The following is a 16854-nucleotide window of genomic DNA, read 5'->3' on the forward strand; positions in this document are numbered from 1 at the left end:
ATTACTTTATAAAATAACCAAAGCCAGGTTTAGTGTGAATGAGTTTTTTACTAAATGGTTTATCAATTTTATTTCTGAGAAAGCTAATATATACCTCAATGGTATTCGTGCCTGTATCAAAACTAAGATCCCATACTTTTTCTAATATTTCTTGCTTAGAAATGACTCTTTCTGGTGTCCTTACTAATAAAGTTAATAACGTGAACTCCTTAGAAGTTAAATTAATTTGAATTCCGCCTCTATTTACACTTTTTAGCTTGAAATCAATTTCTAAATCTTCATACACTAATTTTTCATGCTTTTCCGCAGTATCCGTTCTTTTAAATAACACTTTCAATCTTGCAAAAAGCTCATCAAAATGAAAAGGCTTAACTAAATAATCATCTGCCCCAATATTAAAAGCTGCTACTTTATCATGTATTTCACCAACAGCTGTTAACATTACAATAGGCATATTGACACTTCTTTTTCTGAATTCACTGCACAATGCCATACCATTTTTCCCAGGCAAATTAATGTCGAGCAAAGCCATGGAATAGTCATTTTCCATGAACATTTTATCTGCTTGTAACCCATTATCTGCCACATCAACTTCATATCCAACCCTAGTTAATTCAGCCTGAATTGCTTTAGCTAATTTTGCTTCATCTTCCGCTAATAATATTCTGTATTTTTTCTCCATTAGTCAATTTTTTTAACATTACCCGCACCCACTATTTTCTGACTTACCACTGCATTTCCTTTATAAAAAACATCGCCCGAACCCATTATTTTTATATCTAATGTAACATCTGCATATACTTTTACATTTCCGTTTCCAGCTATTTTAATCTTTGCATTTTCAGTCTTAAGCATTTCTGCGTTACAATCGCCAGTACCTGCAATATCAAAAAATGCACTTTGAGTTTCCCCTTGCAAATTCACGTTCCCAGAACCACGAATATCCACTTCAACTTTTGGGGTATTTACAGATAAATCAACATCTCCTTGTCCAGCAATATCAATTTTCAATTCGTTCCCACCAATAAATTTCCCATCCCCCTTAATATTTCCAGATCCTGCTAGGTGAATTCCTGTTAAAACGGGAGTAGTAATGATGATTTTTATCCCATGATCAGTCTTCAAATTAAATTTTGACTTTGTTTTGAAAACTATTTCGTCATTACTTTCAGTCATGATGATATACTTCTGCAAATTTTCATCAGTTTCAATAGCAACTGAAGTAGTTTTACCTGGAACTAAAACAATATCAAAGTTCCCTTTAAGTACAATTTTCTCTGCTTTGGTTACTTTTCGATTCTCTGTGATGATATTCCCATCTCCATGAATAGATTTCCCTATCCAATTACAGGACAAATTACAAGACATCAGAACCATTGAGAGCAAAATAGCAGCAAAAACCTTGCTTTTCATATTAAATAAATTATAGTTTACGAAAGATAGCAAAAAACCGCATAAATATCGGAACAAGTAAATTTGAATTAACTTTGACCCCATGACAGAAAAAATACTGATTCTCGATTTTGGTAGTCAATACACCCAGTTAATAGCTCGTGCAGTGCGCGAGGCAAATATTTATTGCGAAATCATCCCCTTTCACAAAGAATTCAAAATTGACGAAACTTTAAAAGGGATTATTTTAAGTGGATCTCCCTTTAGCGTAAATGAAGAAAAAGCACCTTCGGTAGATATAGCTTCGTATATAACACAACTTCCTGTATTAGGGGTATGTTATGGAGCACAACTAACTGCCAAAGTATTTGGAGGAATAGTAGACAAATCGAACAAAAGAGAATACGGTAGAGCGCAATTGGACTTACAACAAGAAGACCAACTTTTCAGTGGAATAATTACAAAGTCTCAGGTTTGGATGAGTCATAGCGATTCAATTAAAAGTTTACCAAAAGGATTCTCCATTTTAGCAACAACTGAGAGCATTCCTGTTGCTGCATTCAAGAAAGACGGTACAGACAGTTTTCCATTATATGGTTTTCAATTTCACCCAGAAGTTTATCATTCTACAGAGGGGAAGAAAATGATTAGAAACTTTCTGGTTGATATTTGTGGATGTAGCCAAAATTGGACGCCCGCTTCATTTGTAGAAGAAACGGTGTCTAGATTAAAAGAAGAAATTGGCGACAAACAAGTTATCATGGCTTTAAGTGGTGGAGTGGATAGCACTGTTGCTGCAACTTTAATTGCAAAAGCCATTGGACCAAGATTGCATGGCATATTTGTAGACAATGGGGTATTAAGAAAAGATGAATTTGAACAAGTACTTGAAACCTACAATGCTATAGGATTAAATGTAAAAGGAGTTGATGCTAAAGAACTTTTTTATGCTGCACTAAAAGATCAAACAGATCCAGAAGCAAAAAGAAAAGCAATTGGAAAACTATTTATAGACGTATTTCAATCTGAAGCACTTCAATTACAAAATATTTCCTTTTTAGGTCAAGGTACCATTTATCCGGATGTTATTGAAAGCGTTAGTGTTCACGGTCCTTCGCAAACTATTAAAAGTCATCATAATGTAGGAGGCTTGCCCGATACAATGCATTTATCTTTAGTTGAACCATTGAGGTACTTATTTAAAGATGAAGTAAGGAAAGTGGGGCTAGAATTGGGCATACCAGCGGATATGATCAACCGACACCCATTTCCGGGCCCAGGATTAGCGATACGAATTTTAGGAGAAGTAAACGCTGAAAGAGTAGACTTACTGCAAAGAGCTGATGCCATTTTTATAAATGGATTAAAGCGGGCTGGATTATACACCCAGGTATGGCAAGCTGGCACTATTTTATTGCCAGTAAAGAGTGTTGGCGTAATGGGCGATGAAAGAACTTATGAATTTACCGTTGCATTAAGAGCAGTAACATCAGTAGATGGAATGACTGCAGACTGGGCACATCTGCCTTACGAATTTTTGGCAGATATTTCGAATGAAATTATCAATAATGTAAGAGGTATCAACCGAGTTGTTTACGATATCAGCAGCAAACCACCAGCAACAATTGAGTGGGAATAGTCTAACTTAATATATAGTGTAATGCGGTTAAAAAAATACATAGTAAGCTTATTGATGCTAGTTGTTGGCTACAGTTTGTCAGCGCAACAATCTGCTCCTTTAAAAATAGCTGTGTTCGCTCCTATTTATTTAGACACATTATTTAATGGAAGCAACTATACTTTGGGAAACAATAATTTACCAAAGACTATATTGCCTGGTTTAGACTTTTACAACGGTGTACAATTGGCTGTTGATTCTTTAAATGCAGAAAGGCAATCTTTGACTGTTTTATTTTTTGATAGTAAAAGTAGTTCAACACCTGTAAAACAATTATTGGCAAAAGAATCATTGCAGGATATTTCAATGATAATAGCTTCATTTAATAATCGAAATGATATAAAACCCATAGCAGATTTTGCACTAAATAAAGGCATACCATTAATTTCTATGACATATCCCAATGATGGTGGAATTAAAGGCAATCCTTACTTTGCTTTGGTTAATCCTACGCTCACCACACATGTAGAAGGGATTTTTAAATTTCTACAAAAAAATTATCCAACAGAACCTATTATTTATGTAAAAAAACCAGGAGGGTTAGAGGACATGATTGAGGAATTATTTTTAGAACTAAATAAAAAGACTCCTGCTTTACCGTTAAAAATTAGAACAATTAGTGCTACCGATAGTACCAATCTTGCTGCTTTTAATTCAATCATGGATAGTACCAAAACAAATATTATTTTTTGTGGAAGTTTGAATGAAAATTTTGGCATTAACCTAGTTAAATCTGCAGCAGCAAATAAAAACTATAAATCAATACTAATAGGCATGCCCACTTGGGATGCCATCAAAGATTTAGGTAAAGGGACAGAAATAATTTATTCCACTCCCTACAACTACAATAGAACAGATAAGCTGGCACAGTACATTAATCAAAGCTATAGAAACAAAGTGGCTGGCAGACCATCGGATATGGTATTTAAAGGATTTGAAGCTATGTATCATTTTGGGAAATTATTGATTAAACACCAAAACAATATAGCTACTCAATTATCTGACAATAGTTTTAAACTATTTAATGAATTTGATTTTGTTCTGGTAAAAAATAAAGGCGAAAACCTGCCTGCCTATTTAGAAAATAAAAGAATTTATTTTATCAAAAAAACAGACGGGGTAATTAAGTCAATTCAGTAAACTGTTTAGCGTTGAAACTGTTACATTAAGTATGGCTGGCAATAAAGGAAATAAATCATACTTACCCCAAAAGAACTGTGCTACTTGTGGCAAGCCCTTTACTTGGAGAAAAAAATGGGAAAAAAACTGGGCTGAAGTAAAATATTGCAGTGATAGATGCAGAAATTCAAATAAAGGAAATGCAGGCCAACAAGGGAAATGATATCATACATCAATGGCTTCAACAAAATCAACTTACTCCTTTCAAATTTCAGGAACAAGCATGGCAAGCCATACTAAATGGTCAAAGTGGGCTAATTAATGCGCCCACTGGTTGTGGAAAAACCTACTCTGTTTTTTTAGGCGCATTGATGCAATTTATTCAGACCAATCCAACTAATTGGGACACTCAAAAAAACAACGGACTACAATTACTTTGGATTACCCCCTTAAGAGCATTAGCCAAAGATATTGGAAGGGCAATGGAAGAAGTAATTGAACAATTGGGGTTACAATGGAAGATAGCAATAAGAAATGGGGATACTTCCACAGCCGATCGAGCAAAGCAAAAAAGGCAAATGCCTGAAGTACTCATTATTACTCCAGAGAGTCTACATTTACTCTTAACACAAAAAAATTATCCAAATTACTTTAGTAGTTTAAAAATACTTGCAGTAGACGAATGGCATGAATTGATGGGTAGCAAAAGAGGGGTACAAACAGAACTAGCCATTAGTAGAATTGCACATTGTACCAATGAATTACAAGTATGGGGCATTAGTGCTACAATTGGAAATTTAGCAGAAGCAAAAAATGTTTTGTTGTCCCCCCTAAAAAAAGAAGGCATCATCATCAAGGCTGATATTAACAAACCTATTGAAGTTCATACCATTATACCCGACGAAATTGACCAATACCCTTGGGCAGGCCATTTAGGAATTAAACTAGCGCATAGCCTAATACCCATCATTGCAGAAAGTAAAACCACCCTAATATTTATCAATACCAGAGGGATGAGTGAAACCTGGTATCAAACATTACTGACTGTTGCACCAGAATTAGCAGGAGCGATTGCATTACATCATGGTAGTATAGAACAAGAATTAAGACTTTGGGTTGAAGATGCTTTACATACCGAGAAGTTGAAAGCAGTAGTATGTACGGCTAGTTTAGATTTAGGAGTAGACTTTAGACCTGTAGATACCGTCATTCAAGTTGGATCACCCAAAGGTATTGCACGTTTTTTGCAAAGAGCAGGACGAAGTGGACATCGACCAGGCGAGATCAGTAAAATCTATTTTCTGCCTACGCATAGTTTAGAATTAGTAGAAGCAGCGGCTTTAAAATCAGCATTAGATGAAGGCAATGTAGAAAGTAAAAATCCTTTATTACTTTGTTTTGATGTGTTGCTACAATACCTATGCACATTAGCAACAGGAGAAGGTTTTATTGCTAAAAAGGTATACGAAGAAGTAAAGTCTACACATTGTTTTGCAGATATGCAAGAACAAGAATGGCAAGAATTATTGCAACATATTACCACCGGAGGCAATGCTTTACAAGCATATGATGATTATAGAAAAGTAGAAATCATTGAAGGCATATACAAAATAACCAATAGAAGGATAGCTATGCGGCATCGAATGCATATTGGTACCATTGTAAGCGACGCAATGCTTAAAGTAAAATTTTTAAGTGGAGGTTATATTGGTGTAATTGAAGAATATTTTATTAGCAGATTATCTCCTGGAGATGTGTTTACATTGGCTGGCAGAAACGTAGAATTAGTCATGATAAAAGAGATGACTGTGCTCGTAAAAAAATCAACAGCAAAAAAATCTTTAATTCCAGCATGGTTGGGAGGGAGAATGAGTTTGACTGCCAATTTAGGTGCCGTTTTAAGAAAAACTTTTTCAGCTGCATTAACTTCTGGTGCAGGATTAGAGCTTAAAAGCCTGGAACATCTTTTTTTACTTCAACAACAGTTATCACATATTCCCAAACACAATGAATTATTGATTGAACAAATTGAAGATAAAGATGGATATCACTTATTGGTTTATCCATTTGAAGGCAGGCAAGTTCATGAGGCCCTAAGTGCAATTTTAGCTTATCGGATTGCACAAATTCTACCCATGAGTTTTTCAATTTCAATGAACGATTATGGATTTGAATTATTAAGTGATTCACCAATACCTGTTGATGACAACAATGTAAGAGAACTTTTCAGTGCCAATCATTTGTTACAACATATTCAACAGAGCATCAATAATACCGAAATGGCTAAGCGGAAATTCAGAGATATTGCCGTTATTGGAGGACTTATTTTTCAAGGTATGCCCGGAGAAAAAACCAAGGCAAGGCATTTACAGTCTTCCGCCTCATTACTATTTAAAGTATTTGAAGAATTTGACCCCAATAATATTTTATTAAGACAGGCTTATAATGAAGTGCTAGAACAACAAATGGACGAAGTAAGATTAAGATTAGCATTACAAAGAATTCAAGAGAGCGAAATCGTTTTGCAATTTCCTAAAAAGCTAACTCCCCTCTCCTTCCCCATTGTGGTAGATGGCTTAAATCGAAATAATCTTTCTTCGGAAAAATTGGAAGACCGCATAAAAAAGATGCAACAACAGCTATCTTAGTGTCCAATGAGTATTCCATTACTTCATATCATTCACGACCAACATTTTTGGCTCTCGCCACAAAGAAGTATTTACTGGGAAGAAGAAAAAACCTTAATCGTTTCTGATACCCATTTTGGGAAGACAGGTCATTTTAGAAAAAGTGGTATTGCAGTACCACAGCAGGTTTATAAAGAAGACTTACAACGATTTTTTAGTTTAGCAACAGCATTAAAGCCTGAAAGAATACTAGTTGTAGGTGATTTTTTTCACAGCACAGCCAACGAGGAAATCAATTTATTTTTGAAATGGAAAAATGATTTCAATAGCTTGCAAATTACTTTGATAAAGGGGAATCATGATATTTTGGGGAATAGCTGGTATGAAAATGCTAACATCCAAATAATTGAGCAATTATATATGATTGGACCATTTAGCTTTCAACACGACCCAACAGAAAACCATAACAAACTAGATGGCAATGCATTTGTTTTTTCCGGACATATTCATCCAGGAATACAAATGAAAGGGATTGGCAAACAATCGCTTCGATTCCCTTGTTTTTATTTTACAAAAAATCAGTGCATACTACCTGCTTTTAGCAAGTTCAGTGGATTAGCCATAGTTAAGCCCAAAAAACAAGATCAGGTATATGCAATTACAAATGATTCTATTATTAAACTAGCATGATCAAAATTGCATTTGACCCCATTTATGCTCATCCATTGCCCGAGAACCATCGATTCCCAATGTTAAAATATCAATTGATACCCGAACAATTAATTTACGAAGGGACTTATACCGAAAATCATTTTTTTACTCCTAGTATTTGTGAAGAAGAAATTATTTTATACACCCACGATCAAGCCTATTTAAATAAATTACTACACCAGCAATTAACTGCTTCCGAGCAGAGAAAAATTGGTTTTCCTCAATCTCCTGAATTAACACAACGGGAATTAATCATTACACAAGGCACTATTGATGCTTGTACTTATGCTTTAGAATCTGGTGTAGCACTGAATGTAGCAGGCGGAACACATCATGCATTTGCAGATAGAGGTGAAGGATTTTGTTTATTGAATGATATGGCAGTTGCAGCCAATTATTTGTTGCGAAACCAATTGAGCAAAAAAATATTAATTATCGATTTAGATGTTCATCAAGGAAATGGAACAGCCAAACTAATGGAAAAGGAAGAGAGGGTTTTTACCTTCAGCATGCACGGAGCACACAATTATCCGTTTCACAAAGAACAATCAGATTTAGATATTGGATTAAAAGATGGAACAACAGGGAAGGAATATCTAGCAATTTTAGGAGAAACACTTCCCAAATTAATCAATCAAGTTAAACCAGATTTTGCTTTTTATTTATCAGGTGTAGACATTTTAAACACAGATAAGTTTGGCAAACTACAAGTAAGTCTGGATGAATGCAAACAAAGAGACGAAATGGTTTTTGAGCAATTAAAAAAGCATCAAATACCAGTTACTGTAGCCCTAGGAGGCGGGTACTCACCTGATGTTAGAACTATTGTTGAAGCACATTGCAATACCTTTAGATTAGCAGCCAGTGTTTACGACTAGCCAATACTGTAAACAGCTTGATGCTTTACAGGGAAATTGCAACTATTCGCAATAAAACAGAATTGATTGGCTTTGACGTGTAAAGCGTTTGCTTGATCCATCATCTGCATATTAGCTAATGAAATGGAAGGCTTTAAGATTACTTCCGTAAACCTTCCACTTCCTGACTGATCTTCTACCATTGTACCTTCTGCATGGTCAATATAAGAAGTAACAATAATTCCAGCTTCTGAACAGAAATGCAAATACCAAAGCATATGACAGGAAGACAAAGCAGCAACCATCATTTCTTCTGGATTATAACGGTTAGGATCACCCCTAAATGCCGGGTCGGAACTTGATTCAATGGGAGGTTTTCCTTCCACTTGAATCAAATGATTTCTCGAATAACTTTTATAATTATTTGTTCCAGTACCTAAATTACCAGTCCATTTGACAGCAACTTTATAATTATGGTCTTTACTCATGCTAGTTTAGCTTCTTCTTAAGTGTACTTACTTGTTCCTGCAAATTGTTAACCATACCCGCTAACTGATTTACGTCCCAAACTGGTGCAGCATTGGCTTTTTGCAAAATGTACACGGCTTTCCAAATCTCCAAAACATCTTCTGCGCTAACATTATAAGGTTCGTATTGAGGATTATCGCTAATTAAAGTGATTTTATTTTTCAAGCGATTGTTTTTCATAACTCGCTTGTAAGCAACTCCTTCATTACGAGATAAAACAACGTAAGTATTACTATTTTTTAAATCATCAAGGTCTTCTACTTTCTCCCCTACAATCACACTACCGCTTGGAGTAGGCAACATAGAATCTCCCATTATTTCAAAAGCTCTATATTGGCCTGGTGCCAACATAGGCAATGTAAAAGTATTCAGTTCGTCAACAAACTCTGGGTCTGCATATCCAGTCATATAACCTGCAGCTGCTTTAACAGGAACAAAACGAATTTCATTGGATTCAGCAACCATTTTCAATTGACGTCTTCTATCCAAATAAGAACCACCTGTTGTTTCAGTAAGATCTTTAAATAGAAAATCTTCTAGTGTAAGCTTAAAAATACTGCAGACCTGCTCCATTACTTCCAATTTTGGCTCAGCTCTTTCTTCTTCATAAGCACCCACTAAAGAGCGCTTTATTTTTAGCTTGTTGGCAAACTCTTCCTGGGTCCAGCCCCGCAGTTTGCGCAGATACCGTAAATTCTTTCCAGCGTTTGACATAACTAATACTTTTAGCGCAATTTACTAAACTTTTTAGTTTTTCCAAATTTATTTTCATTTTTATTTTTTCAAGTCAATTCTAAAAAATGTTTGCAGTACTTTTCATGTGTAATAAATGACCATGAAAAAAATAGCTATTCTGTTTTCCATTTGTTTTTCTGTTAGTGCAACTGCACAACAAAATGCATCATTTCCAGCGTCTTTAATGATAACGCCCGAGAAATCAAATTTCGAAAAAACATCTTCCTATGCAGATGTAATGCAGTTTTTAAACACCATTAAAACAATGAGCCCTCTCATTCACGTGGGTTCAATAGGAAAAAGTACGATGGGAAAAGACATTCCCTTTGCTGTATTAGCGAACCCTGCCATTAGTTCTCCAGAACAAGCAAAGCAATCAGGCAAACCGGTTGTTTACATTCAAGGGAATATTCATGCAGGAGAAGTAGAAGGCAAAGAAATAAGCATGATGTTAATGAGAGATATTTTATTGGGAAATTTATCCGAATTACTTAGCAAACAAATCATCGTATTTGTACCCATTTACAATACAGATGGGAACGATCAATTTGCAAAGGGATTAAGGCCGTCTCAAGAGAATAGCCCACTAGAAACAGGTATCAGAGAAAACGGACAAGGGCTCGACTTAAACAGGGACGGAATGAAGATGGAAACCCCTGAAACCAAGGCAATGGTTGCCAATATTTTGAATGCATGGGATCCTCAAATGGTAGTAGACTTACATACCACCAACGGTACATGGCATGGCTATGATTTAACATGGGCGCCTGGGTATTTATCAGCAGGAGAACCAGGGCCTTATCATTATACGAATAGTACTATCCTACCATTTATTACAGACCAAGTAAAGAAAAAAAATGATTTATTATTTGGACCATTTGGCGATTTTTCTACAAGAGAGGGATGGCCAATTAAAAATTTTTATACCTACAATCATCATCCAAGATATATTATCAATCAAATTGGTTTAAGAAATAGGATGTCCATATTAAGTGAATCTTTTGCCCATGAACGGTTTTATCAACGCATGAATAGCACATACCAGTTTGTAAAAGAGATTTTAACTTTTTGTAACAATAATGCTGCTGAAATTATTCAAATAAACCAGCAAGCAGAAAAAAATGCTATTGAAAATGTACGCAATAATGCAGGTTTAGTTTCTAAGGGAGTTAGATTTAAAATGGTTCCTACATTGGAGGGTATACGCAACTTTAGGACCTACGACTATATTCCTTTTAAAAAGGAAGATGGAAGTACAAGCATCGTTAAAACGGGTAGAATCACGCATTTAGACAAAGTAAACTACTATGCGGATTTTAAAGACACGGTGAATGCAGTTTTACCTAGAGGTTATATTATACCAGCAGCAATGGACAGCATCGTTCAACACTTGAAATTAATGGGTGTAAAAGTAGAAAAGCTAGAGAAAAAAACGGAGTTCAAAGGAGAGGAATTCATGATTGAAAAATTCACTAAAGCCACTAGAAAATTTGAAGGACATCAAATGGCATCCGCAGAAGGTAAATTTATTCCAAAAAATTTTACTGCTGAAAAAGGAGATTTTATGGTAGACTTGGCACAACCCTTGGCCAACCTAATTTTTTATGCCCTAGAGCCTCAATCGGATGATGGTTTATTAACTTGGAATTTCTTTGACCATTATTTAAATACAAATGGAATTAGCACCCAACCAGTAGCCTATCCAGTGTTTAAATTTTTTAGCACAATTACAACAACGAAAAAGAAAAGATAGGCCATGGCTTATCGTACCTTGCAGTATGGCAAAAGAAAAAGTAAAAGTAAAAGCAACTAAGAAAAAAGAAGAACCGATTATATTGGTAACCAATGATGATGGTTTTACCGCACCGGGTATACATGCATTGGTAGAAGCGGTAAAAGGATTGGGGAAGATTGTAGTAGTTGCCCCAGACAAACCTCAAAGTGGAATGGGACATGCCATTACCATTGGTGAGCCTTTACGCTTGCATAAAGTGCACAATTTTGGGGATGTCGAAGCCTATAGCTGCAGTGGTACACCAGTTGATTGTGTAAAGCTGGCAGTAGACAAAGTATTACACCGCAAACCAGACATCTGCATCAGTGGTATTAACCATGGTGCCAACCACTCCATTAATGTAATTTATTCGGGCACGATGAGTGCTGCATTGGAAGCTTCTATAGAAAGTATCCCCAGTATTGGCTTCAGCTTATTAGACTATAGTATAGAAGCGGATTTTGAGGGGGCTAAAAAATACGCCCGCATTATTGTAGAGCAGTTATTGGCCAGCAAAAAATTAGATAAGCATATTTGCTTAAATGTGAATATTCCTAAAGTAAAAACAGAACTAATTAAAGGAATCAAAATCTGCTCTCAGGCTTATGCCAAATACCAAGAAAAATTTGACGAAAGAAAAGACCCACACGGAAGAAAATATTTTTGGTTGACTGGTGAGTTTGTGAATTTTGACAAGAGCAAAGAGAGTGATGTTTGGGCCCTAAAAAATAATTATGTTAGTGTGGTACCCGTGCAATTTGACCTAACCAACTACGAACTAAAAAAGCAGTTGGAAAAAAACTGGAAATTCTAATGCTGTTTAATAAAGATCAATTTGGTTTTGGCTTGCTATTGGGATTTATTGCCCCCATATTTGGCTTATTTGGCTATTACTATTGGAAGTTTAGCCTATTTACGTTGAATGAATTCTTTCAAGTACTGATGCTCCAAAAATCTTTATTGAGTGGTATCATTAGCATTGCATTAATTGCCAATGCCATTGTATTTACCGTTTATATCAACAAGCAGAAAGATAAAACAGCCAAGGGAGTATTTATTGCAACCTGTGTGTATGCGTTAATCTCCCTTGGCTTTAAGTGGTTTTTATAATTTAAGTTCAATAATCATTTACTTGATAATTGATTTCAAATGATTATTCTTCGCTAATTACATAAGTAATCGACTGCTTTACTTTCGATTTAACTGCTTTTCCGTTTTGTTTAGCTGGGACCCATTTAGGTCCTTTAACAATCATCCTAACGGCTTCTGCTGCAGTTTGATATCCAGGATCATTGTCGGCTTTTACATTACTGATACCACCGTCTGGTGCAACTATAAATGAAACAATTACAGTATATTTTCCTGGAGGTGCCCCATTTATTACCGGCAAATCCATTTTTAAATTTCTTTCTAAATATTTTTGCCAAGCTTCTTTACCCCCAGGGAATGATGCAGGAACTTCAGTTTTGGTAAACACTTTATCATAGCTCTCTTCTTTAACTTGAGCGGGACGACCTGAAGGAGGAGGTGGCGGAGGCGCAGGTATTGGAAGTTCACCATATTTCTCTTCAGCCCTTCTCATACTAGCTGCATTATTGATTATGTATTTTTCTTGAGTCCCATCCTTTAAAAGGATTTCCATCGTTTTCAATTGATGATTCCATGAAACATTAGCAACTTCATTATTTCGCTTCATAAAAGATTTTATACCAGACCGATCATTATTATCCGCTCTAAAAGATGGATCAGCGTTTTTGGTTACTATTTCAATAACACCATTGTTACCATCGGCACCGTATTTTAAAGTTGCTTTTTCATTTTTCAGCACATTAATGGATTGAATTTCATTTGCCCCAAAATGATCCAAAATTTCACTTTCTACCTTTTTCCCATTTAAAATAAGCAGCGGTTTTTGTCCATTTTTAGAGAGCAATTTCAAGCTGTTATCCCAAAAAAAATTATTCTTAATAATTGAAAATGTTTGAACAGAATCAACTGATTGTTTACCTAGCTCAGACTCAACTTTCTTTACAACCAGCTTAACAGTATCAGCCTTGGGCAAAATAGTATCATCTGTTTTTACATTATTTTCTTTTGCACTCAAATACTTTTGTATCCCATTAAGTACGGCAACTGCTAATTGCGCTCTAAATTCGTCAGTTTTTATTTTTTCAAAATCAGCTGAATTAGATAGATATCCTGCTTCAACTAACACGCTAGGACAGTTTACATTTTGCAAAACATAAACAGCTTCCTTTCTACTTTTTATGCCATTAAAAGGCATTTTTAAATCATCTAAATCATTAGCTAGTTGATTAGCAAATTGCAAATGGGCATTGTAGTTATTTGTTTTAGCAGGGTTGGCAATAAAGATTTCAGTTCCTGATAATTGGTTATTCTTACTAGCATTATAATGTAAAGACACAAATAAGTCAGGTTTGGCTTTATTGGCAATAGTTGCCACTTCAGTAACTGATTGTGTTTCGTCTTCATTTCGAGTAAACACTAGATTTAAGCGTGGATTTTGATTCAAGGATTTGATGGTATTGGCCAATTCTAGTGTTAATGCAGCTTCTGTACTTTTTCCATCAACTCCAAGGCTACCTTTATCTGTACCGCCATGCCCCGCATTGATTACGATGGTATAGTCTTTTTTCAAATCAACCATCAAGGGCGCAACGGATGGAGTAGGTTTACCAGAAATATCTTTGTAAATGGTGTTAATGACAGATTCAACAGAAATAGGTTGTGTAGTCTCTTTATTTCTAAAAGCTACCAGCACTACAATAATAGCTAATAATGGCAGCACAATCAGTCTTCTTAAATAACTGAATCGTGTGGTGGGTTGTTTGCTTAACATGGCTATGCGTCTTTTGATAGGTGAAAAAAAGAAGGAATTGGTTAAACTAAAATTGTGCTGGGGATATGCCGCAGTGAGCAGCATTTGCGCCAATGATGCAGTATCACCATTGTCAACACATTTTTTATCTGCAATAAATTCATGAATCATATGGAGTTCTTTTTTGATTAACCAGAATAATGGATTGAACCACCCTGCAATCAAAATGAGTTGAACAAATAATTTATCATAAGAGTGTTTCTCTTTTACATGGGTAATTTCATGTTGCAAAATTTGTTGACCTGTTGTGCTATGCATGTCAATTGCTTCATTCCAAAAAATATACTTGAAGAAGGAATAAGGGGTTCCTTTCGCATTCGTGATAACTAAATCAATTTGCCCTAGTGAACTGGTTCTATTCGATTTGAATAACTGATAAATACGAAATAAGGATACAATTAAACTTCCCAATAATAAGAGCGCTCCGCCGATATACAACAGCTTTAATCCATTCTGCCAACTAATATTATACCAATTCAACTTGAAACTAGATTCAATTTCAGTATTGTTCTCTGCGACTGCAGAAAGGAAGTAATAAATATTGGTGTCTTCTGAAAAACTGGTCTCATTCCAATGAATCTTTATGAGCGGAACGATCCAAGAAAGCGCTGCAATCGCCAATAAATAAAACCGATTATACTGATGAAATTTATTATCACGCAGCACAAGCCAGTAATATCCCATCATAATAGCAGAACAAAAAACTACCTGAAGAAAATAATAAATGGTGGTTTGCATACAATTATTTTTTAGTTTTTTTCATTTCTTGTAATAACAATTCCAATTCTTTTACGCTGATGTCTTTTTGTTTGACCATAAAGGATACGGCATCGGCAAAAGAACCCTCGAAATATCCATCTACTAAATTTCGAATCGTACTTGAAGAGTATTCTTCTTTGGTTACAATGGGATAATACTGATGCACACGTCCAATTTGGTTCACTCCTACAAATCCTTTGTCTACTAAAATTTTTACAATAGTAGCAATGGTATTGCTATGGGGCTTGGGTTCAGGTTGGGCATCAATAACGTCTTTTAAGAAAGCTGTTTCCAACTTCCAGATAGACTGCATTATTTGTTCTTCTGCTTTGGTTAATGGTTTCATGATGTACATTTACAAGAGTAAACTTATAACTAAATTTTTAGTTTAACAACTATTTTTTTAGTTATTTAACTATTTATTTAGTTATTCATCATGAAATACTATATCATAGCGGGGGAAGCCAGCGGAGATTTACATGGCAGTAACCTGATTAAACAATTGAAAATACAAGACCCTTCGGCACAAATTCAATGCTGGGGTGGAGATTTAATGAAAGCGGCAGGAGCCCAACTGGTAAAGCATTACAGAGATTTAGCTTTCATGGGATTTGCAGAAGTAATTAAAAACTTACCCACTATTTTAGGTAACCTAAGCTTTTGCAAAAAAGACATTTTTGACTTTCAGCCTGATGTGCTTATTCTTATTGACTATCCAGGATTTAATTTACGCATTGCTGAATGGGCTAAACAACAAGGATTTAAAGTGGTCTACTATATTGCCCCACAAGTGTGGGCTTGGAAAGCCAATCGAGTAAAGAAAATGAAACAATGCATCGATTTAATGTTGTGCATTCTTCCTTTTGAAAAAAACTATTTTAAAGAACAATGGAATTGGGAGGTTAATTACGTAGGTCATCCTTTAATTGAAGTCATTGAAGAATTTAAAGTATCGCATCCATCAGAACCAAAGCAAATTGTGGCTTTATTACCGGGTAGTCGTAAACAAGAAATTGCGAAAAAGTTGCCCATCATGTTAAGTGTAGCTTCCTATTTTCCTGATTATGAATTTGTGGTAGCTAAAGCCCCAGGCCAAGAAGATCAATTTTATGAACCATTTTTAGCAGGACAAACCAATGTAAAAGTGGTGAAAGATAGTACCTATGCGTTATTGATGCAATCCAGCGCAGCATTGGTTACCAGCGGAACTGCTACCTTAGAAACTGCCTTATTTAGTGTACCAGAAGTTGTTTGTTACAAAGGAAGCAATATCAGTTACCAGATTGCAAGAAGATTGGTTAAGATTAAATACATTTCCCTGGTTAACTTAATTATGGATAAGGAAATAGTCAAGGAATTAATTCAGGATGAATTGAATACAGCCAACTTAGTTCAGGCCTTGAATTCAATCTTAAAAAATAATCAAGCTCAAGAAATACTTAAGGAAGAATATTCAAAATTGTATCAATTACTATCAGCGGGTGGACATGCATCCAAAAACGCTTCGAACCTAATTATGCAATTCCTACAACCATCAATTATTTAAACATTGGAATGACCACTTGTTTAATAATGATGAACAGGACTGCAATCAAAAACATCAACAAAGAAATTCGATTCATCCCATGCATATACTTCATCCAAGCAGATTTGGGTGCATTGGGATCTTCTTTCTTGATAAATAAATACTGCTGAATTTGGTTCCAGATTCCCATGGTTGATTATTTTAACAAAGATAACATGCTGGTAGCATTTTAGTTCAATCAACCTTATAC

Annotated in this window: 17 protein-coding genes; 10 read left to right on the forward strand and 7 right to left on the reverse strand. The window is 35.3% G+C overall.

The window, feature by feature from the left end; genetic code table 11:
- Position 1: 1 nt before the first annotated feature.
- Together ACTIEI_RS09350 and ACTIEI_RS09355 are read right to left on the reverse strand one after the other, a co-directional pair.
- Entirely contained in the window at positions 2–682 is a 681-nt protein-coding gene (locus ACTIEI_RS09350) for a response regulator transcription factor (RefSeq protein WP_439506023.1), read from the reverse strand.
- Positions 682–1413: a head GIN domain-containing protein gene (locus ACTIEI_RS09355; protein WP_439506024.1), complete on the reverse strand. Its 732-nt coding sequence runs from the start codon at positions 1411–1413 to the stop codon at positions 682–684. The genes ACTIEI_RS09350 and ACTIEI_RS09355 overlap by 1 nt, the downstream gene beginning before the upstream one ends.
- Positions 1414–1495: 82 nt before the next feature.
- Between ACTIEI_RS09355 and guaA the strand changes: the two genes are divergently transcribed.
- Genes guaA through ACTIEI_RS09385 form a run of 6 tightly spaced genes read left to right on the forward strand, consistent with a single transcriptional unit; the run spans position 1496 to position 8405 of the window.
- Positions 1496–3031, forward strand: a complete 1536-nt coding sequence (guaA, locus tag ACTIEI_RS09360; RefSeq protein ID WP_439506025.1) for a glutamine-hydrolyzing GMP synthase — start codon at positions 1496–1498, stop codon at positions 3029–3031.
- A gap of 21 nt (positions 3032–3052) precedes the next feature.
- Entirely contained in the window at positions 3053–4210 is a 1158-nt protein-coding gene (locus ACTIEI_RS09365; RefSeq protein WP_439506026.1) for an ABC transporter substrate-binding protein, read from the forward strand.
- A gap of 31 nt (positions 4211–4241) precedes the next feature.
- The gene (locus tag ACTIEI_RS09370; RefSeq protein WP_439506027.1) at positions 4242–4412 is read left to right on the forward strand and encodes a DUF2256 domain-containing protein; all 171 of its coding nucleotides are present in this window, start codon (positions 4242–4244) and stop codon (positions 4410–4412) included.
- Positions 4360–6837 (forward strand): ligase-associated DNA damage response DEXH box helicase, encoded by a 2478-nt coding sequence (locus ACTIEI_RS09375; RefSeq protein WP_439506028.1) that lies wholly within the window; start codon positions 4360–4362, stop codon positions 6835–6837. The genes ACTIEI_RS09370 and ACTIEI_RS09375 overlap by 53 nt, the downstream gene beginning before the upstream one ends.
- A gap of 6 nt (positions 6838–6843) precedes the next feature.
- Entirely contained in the window at positions 6844–7506 is a 663-nt protein-coding gene (gene pdeM, locus ACTIEI_RS09380) for a ligase-associated DNA damage response endonuclease PdeM (RefSeq protein ID WP_439506029.1), read from the forward strand.
- Positions 7503–8405 carry a histone deacetylase family protein gene (locus ACTIEI_RS09385; protein ID WP_439506030.1) on the forward strand — a complete coding sequence of 301 codons (903 nt, stop codon included), beginning with the start codon at positions 7503–7505 and terminating at the stop codon, positions 8403–8405. The genes pdeM and ACTIEI_RS09385 overlap by 4 nt, the downstream gene beginning before the upstream one ends.
- Here ACTIEI_RS09385 and ACTIEI_RS09390 read toward each other — a convergent pair.
- Positions 8402–8872: an OsmC family protein gene (locus ACTIEI_RS09390; protein WP_439506031.1), complete on the reverse strand. Its 471-nt coding sequence runs from the start codon at positions 8870–8872 to the stop codon at positions 8402–8404. The two genes, ACTIEI_RS09385 and ACTIEI_RS09390, sit on opposite strands and share 4 nt — an antisense overlap.
- A gap of 1 nt (position 8873) precedes the next feature.
- Positions 8874–9626 (reverse strand): helix-turn-helix domain-containing protein, encoded by a 753-nt coding sequence (locus ACTIEI_RS09395; RefSeq protein WP_439506032.1) that lies wholly within the window; start codon positions 9624–9626, stop codon positions 8874–8876.
- Positions 9627–9747: 121 nt separating this feature from the next.
- On the opposite strand from ACTIEI_RS09395, the gene ACTIEI_RS09400 reads away from it, so the two are divergent.
- The 3 genes from ACTIEI_RS09400 to ACTIEI_RS09410 are packed head-to-tail and all read left to right on the forward strand — an operon-like array spanning position 9748 to position 12531.
- Entirely contained in the window at positions 9748–11400 is a 1653-nt protein-coding gene (locus ACTIEI_RS09400) for a M14 family metallopeptidase (protein WP_439506033.1), read from the forward strand.
- A gap of 25 nt (positions 11401–11425) precedes the next feature.
- Entirely contained in the window at positions 11426–12235 is an 810-nt protein-coding gene (gene surE / locus ACTIEI_RS09405; RefSeq protein ID WP_439506034.1) for a 5'/3'-nucleotidase SurE, read from the forward strand.
- Positions 12235–12531: a hypothetical protein gene (locus ACTIEI_RS09410; protein WP_439506035.1), complete on the forward strand. Its 297-nt coding sequence runs from the start codon at positions 12235–12237 to the stop codon at positions 12529–12531. Before surE ends, ACTIEI_RS09410 begins: the two co-directional genes overlap by 1 nt.
- Positions 12532–12574: 43 nt before the next feature.
- Here ACTIEI_RS09410 and ACTIEI_RS09415 read toward each other — a convergent pair whose 3' ends face one another.
- Both ACTIEI_RS09415 and ACTIEI_RS09420 read right to left on the reverse strand, forming a co-directional pair.
- Entirely contained in the window at positions 12575–15058 is a 2484-nt protein-coding gene (locus ACTIEI_RS09415) for an N-acetylmuramoyl-L-alanine amidase (RefSeq protein ID WP_439506036.1), read from the reverse strand.
- Between the two features lie 4 nt (positions 15059–15062).
- Positions 15063–15425, reverse strand: coding sequence for a BlaI/MecI/CopY family transcriptional regulator (locus ACTIEI_RS09420; protein WP_439506037.1), 363 nt, complete (start codon positions 15423–15425; stop codon positions 15063–15065).
- A 90-nt stretch (positions 15426–15515) separates the two neighbouring features.
- Here ACTIEI_RS09420 and lpxB point away from each other — a divergent pair, with 90 nt between their 5' ends.
- Positions 15516–16625 (forward strand): lipid-A-disaccharide synthase, encoded by a 1110-nt coding sequence (gene lpxB, locus ACTIEI_RS09425; protein WP_439506038.1) that lies wholly within the window; start codon positions 15516–15518, stop codon positions 16623–16625.
- Here the strand turns inward: lpxB and ACTIEI_RS09430 are convergent.
- On the reverse strand, positions 16618–16794 hold the full coding sequence (locus ACTIEI_RS09430; protein WP_439506039.1) for a DUF6728 family protein: 177 nt from the start codon (positions 16792–16794) through the stop codon (positions 16618–16620). The two genes, lpxB and ACTIEI_RS09430, sit on opposite strands and share 8 nt — an antisense overlap.
- Between the last annotated feature and the right edge of the window lie 60 nt (positions 16795–16854).

Source organism: Sediminibacterium sp., assembly GCF_051860225.1.
GTDB lineage: Bacteria > Bacteroidota > Bacteroidia > Chitinophagales > Chitinophagaceae > Sediminibacterium.

Coding starts and splice junctions, on each gene's coding strand:
- ACTIEI_RS09395 (WP_439506032.1), bottom strand. CDS start 9,626: ATGTCAAACGCTGGAAAGAATTTACGGTATCTGCGCAAACTGCGGGGC.
- ACTIEI_RS09410 (WP_439506035.1), top strand. CDS start 12,235: ATGCTGTTTAATAAAGATCAATTTGGTTTTGGCTTGCTATTGGGATTT.
- ACTIEI_RS09400 (WP_439506033.1), top strand. CDS start 9,748: ATGAAAAAAATAGCTATTCTGTTTTCCATTTGTTTTTCTGTTAGTGCA.
- lpxB (WP_439506038.1), top strand. CDS start 15,516: ATGAAATACTATATCATAGCGGGGGAAGCCAGCGGAGATTTACATGGC.
- guaA (WP_439506025.1), top strand. CDS start 1,496: ATGACAGAAAAAATACTGATTCTCGATTTTGGTAGTCAATACACCCAG.
- ACTIEI_RS09420 (WP_439506037.1), bottom strand. CDS start 15,425: ATGAAACCATTAACCAAAGCAGAAGAACAAATAATGCAGTCTATCTGG.
- surE (WP_439506034.1), top strand. CDS start 11,426: ATGGCAAAAGAAAAAGTAAAAGTAAAAGCAACTAAGAAAAAAGAAGAA.
- ACTIEI_RS09355 (WP_439506024.1), bottom strand. CDS start 1,413: ATGAAAAGCAAGGTTTTTGCTGCTATTTTGCTCTCAATGGTTCTGATG.
- ACTIEI_RS09365 (WP_439506026.1), top strand. CDS start 3,053: ATGCGGTTAAAAAAATACATAGTAAGCTTATTGATGCTAGTTGTTGGC.
- ACTIEI_RS09430 (WP_439506039.1), bottom strand. CDS start 16,794: ATGGGAATCTGGAACCAAATTCAGCAGTATTTATTTATCAAGAAAGAA.
- ACTIEI_RS09390 (WP_439506031.1), bottom strand. CDS start 8,872: ATGAGTAAAGACCATAATTATAAAGTTGCTGTCAAATGGACTGGTAAT.
- ACTIEI_RS09370 (WP_439506027.1), top strand. CDS start 4,242: ATGGCTGGCAATAAAGGAAATAAATCATACTTACCCCAAAAGAACTGT.
- ACTIEI_RS09415 (WP_439506036.1), bottom strand. CDS start 15,058: ATGCAAACCACCATTTATTATTTTCTTCAGGTAGTTTTTTGTTCTGCT.
- ACTIEI_RS09385 (WP_439506030.1), top strand. CDS start 7,503: ATGATCAAAATTGCATTTGACCCCATTTATGCTCATCCATTGCCCGAG.
- pdeM (WP_439506029.1), top strand. CDS start 6,844: ATGAGTATTCCATTACTTCATATCATTCACGACCAACATTTTTGGCTC.
- ACTIEI_RS09350 (WP_439506023.1), bottom strand. CDS start 682: ATGGAGAAAAAATACAGAATATTATTAGCGGAAGATGAAGCAAAATTA.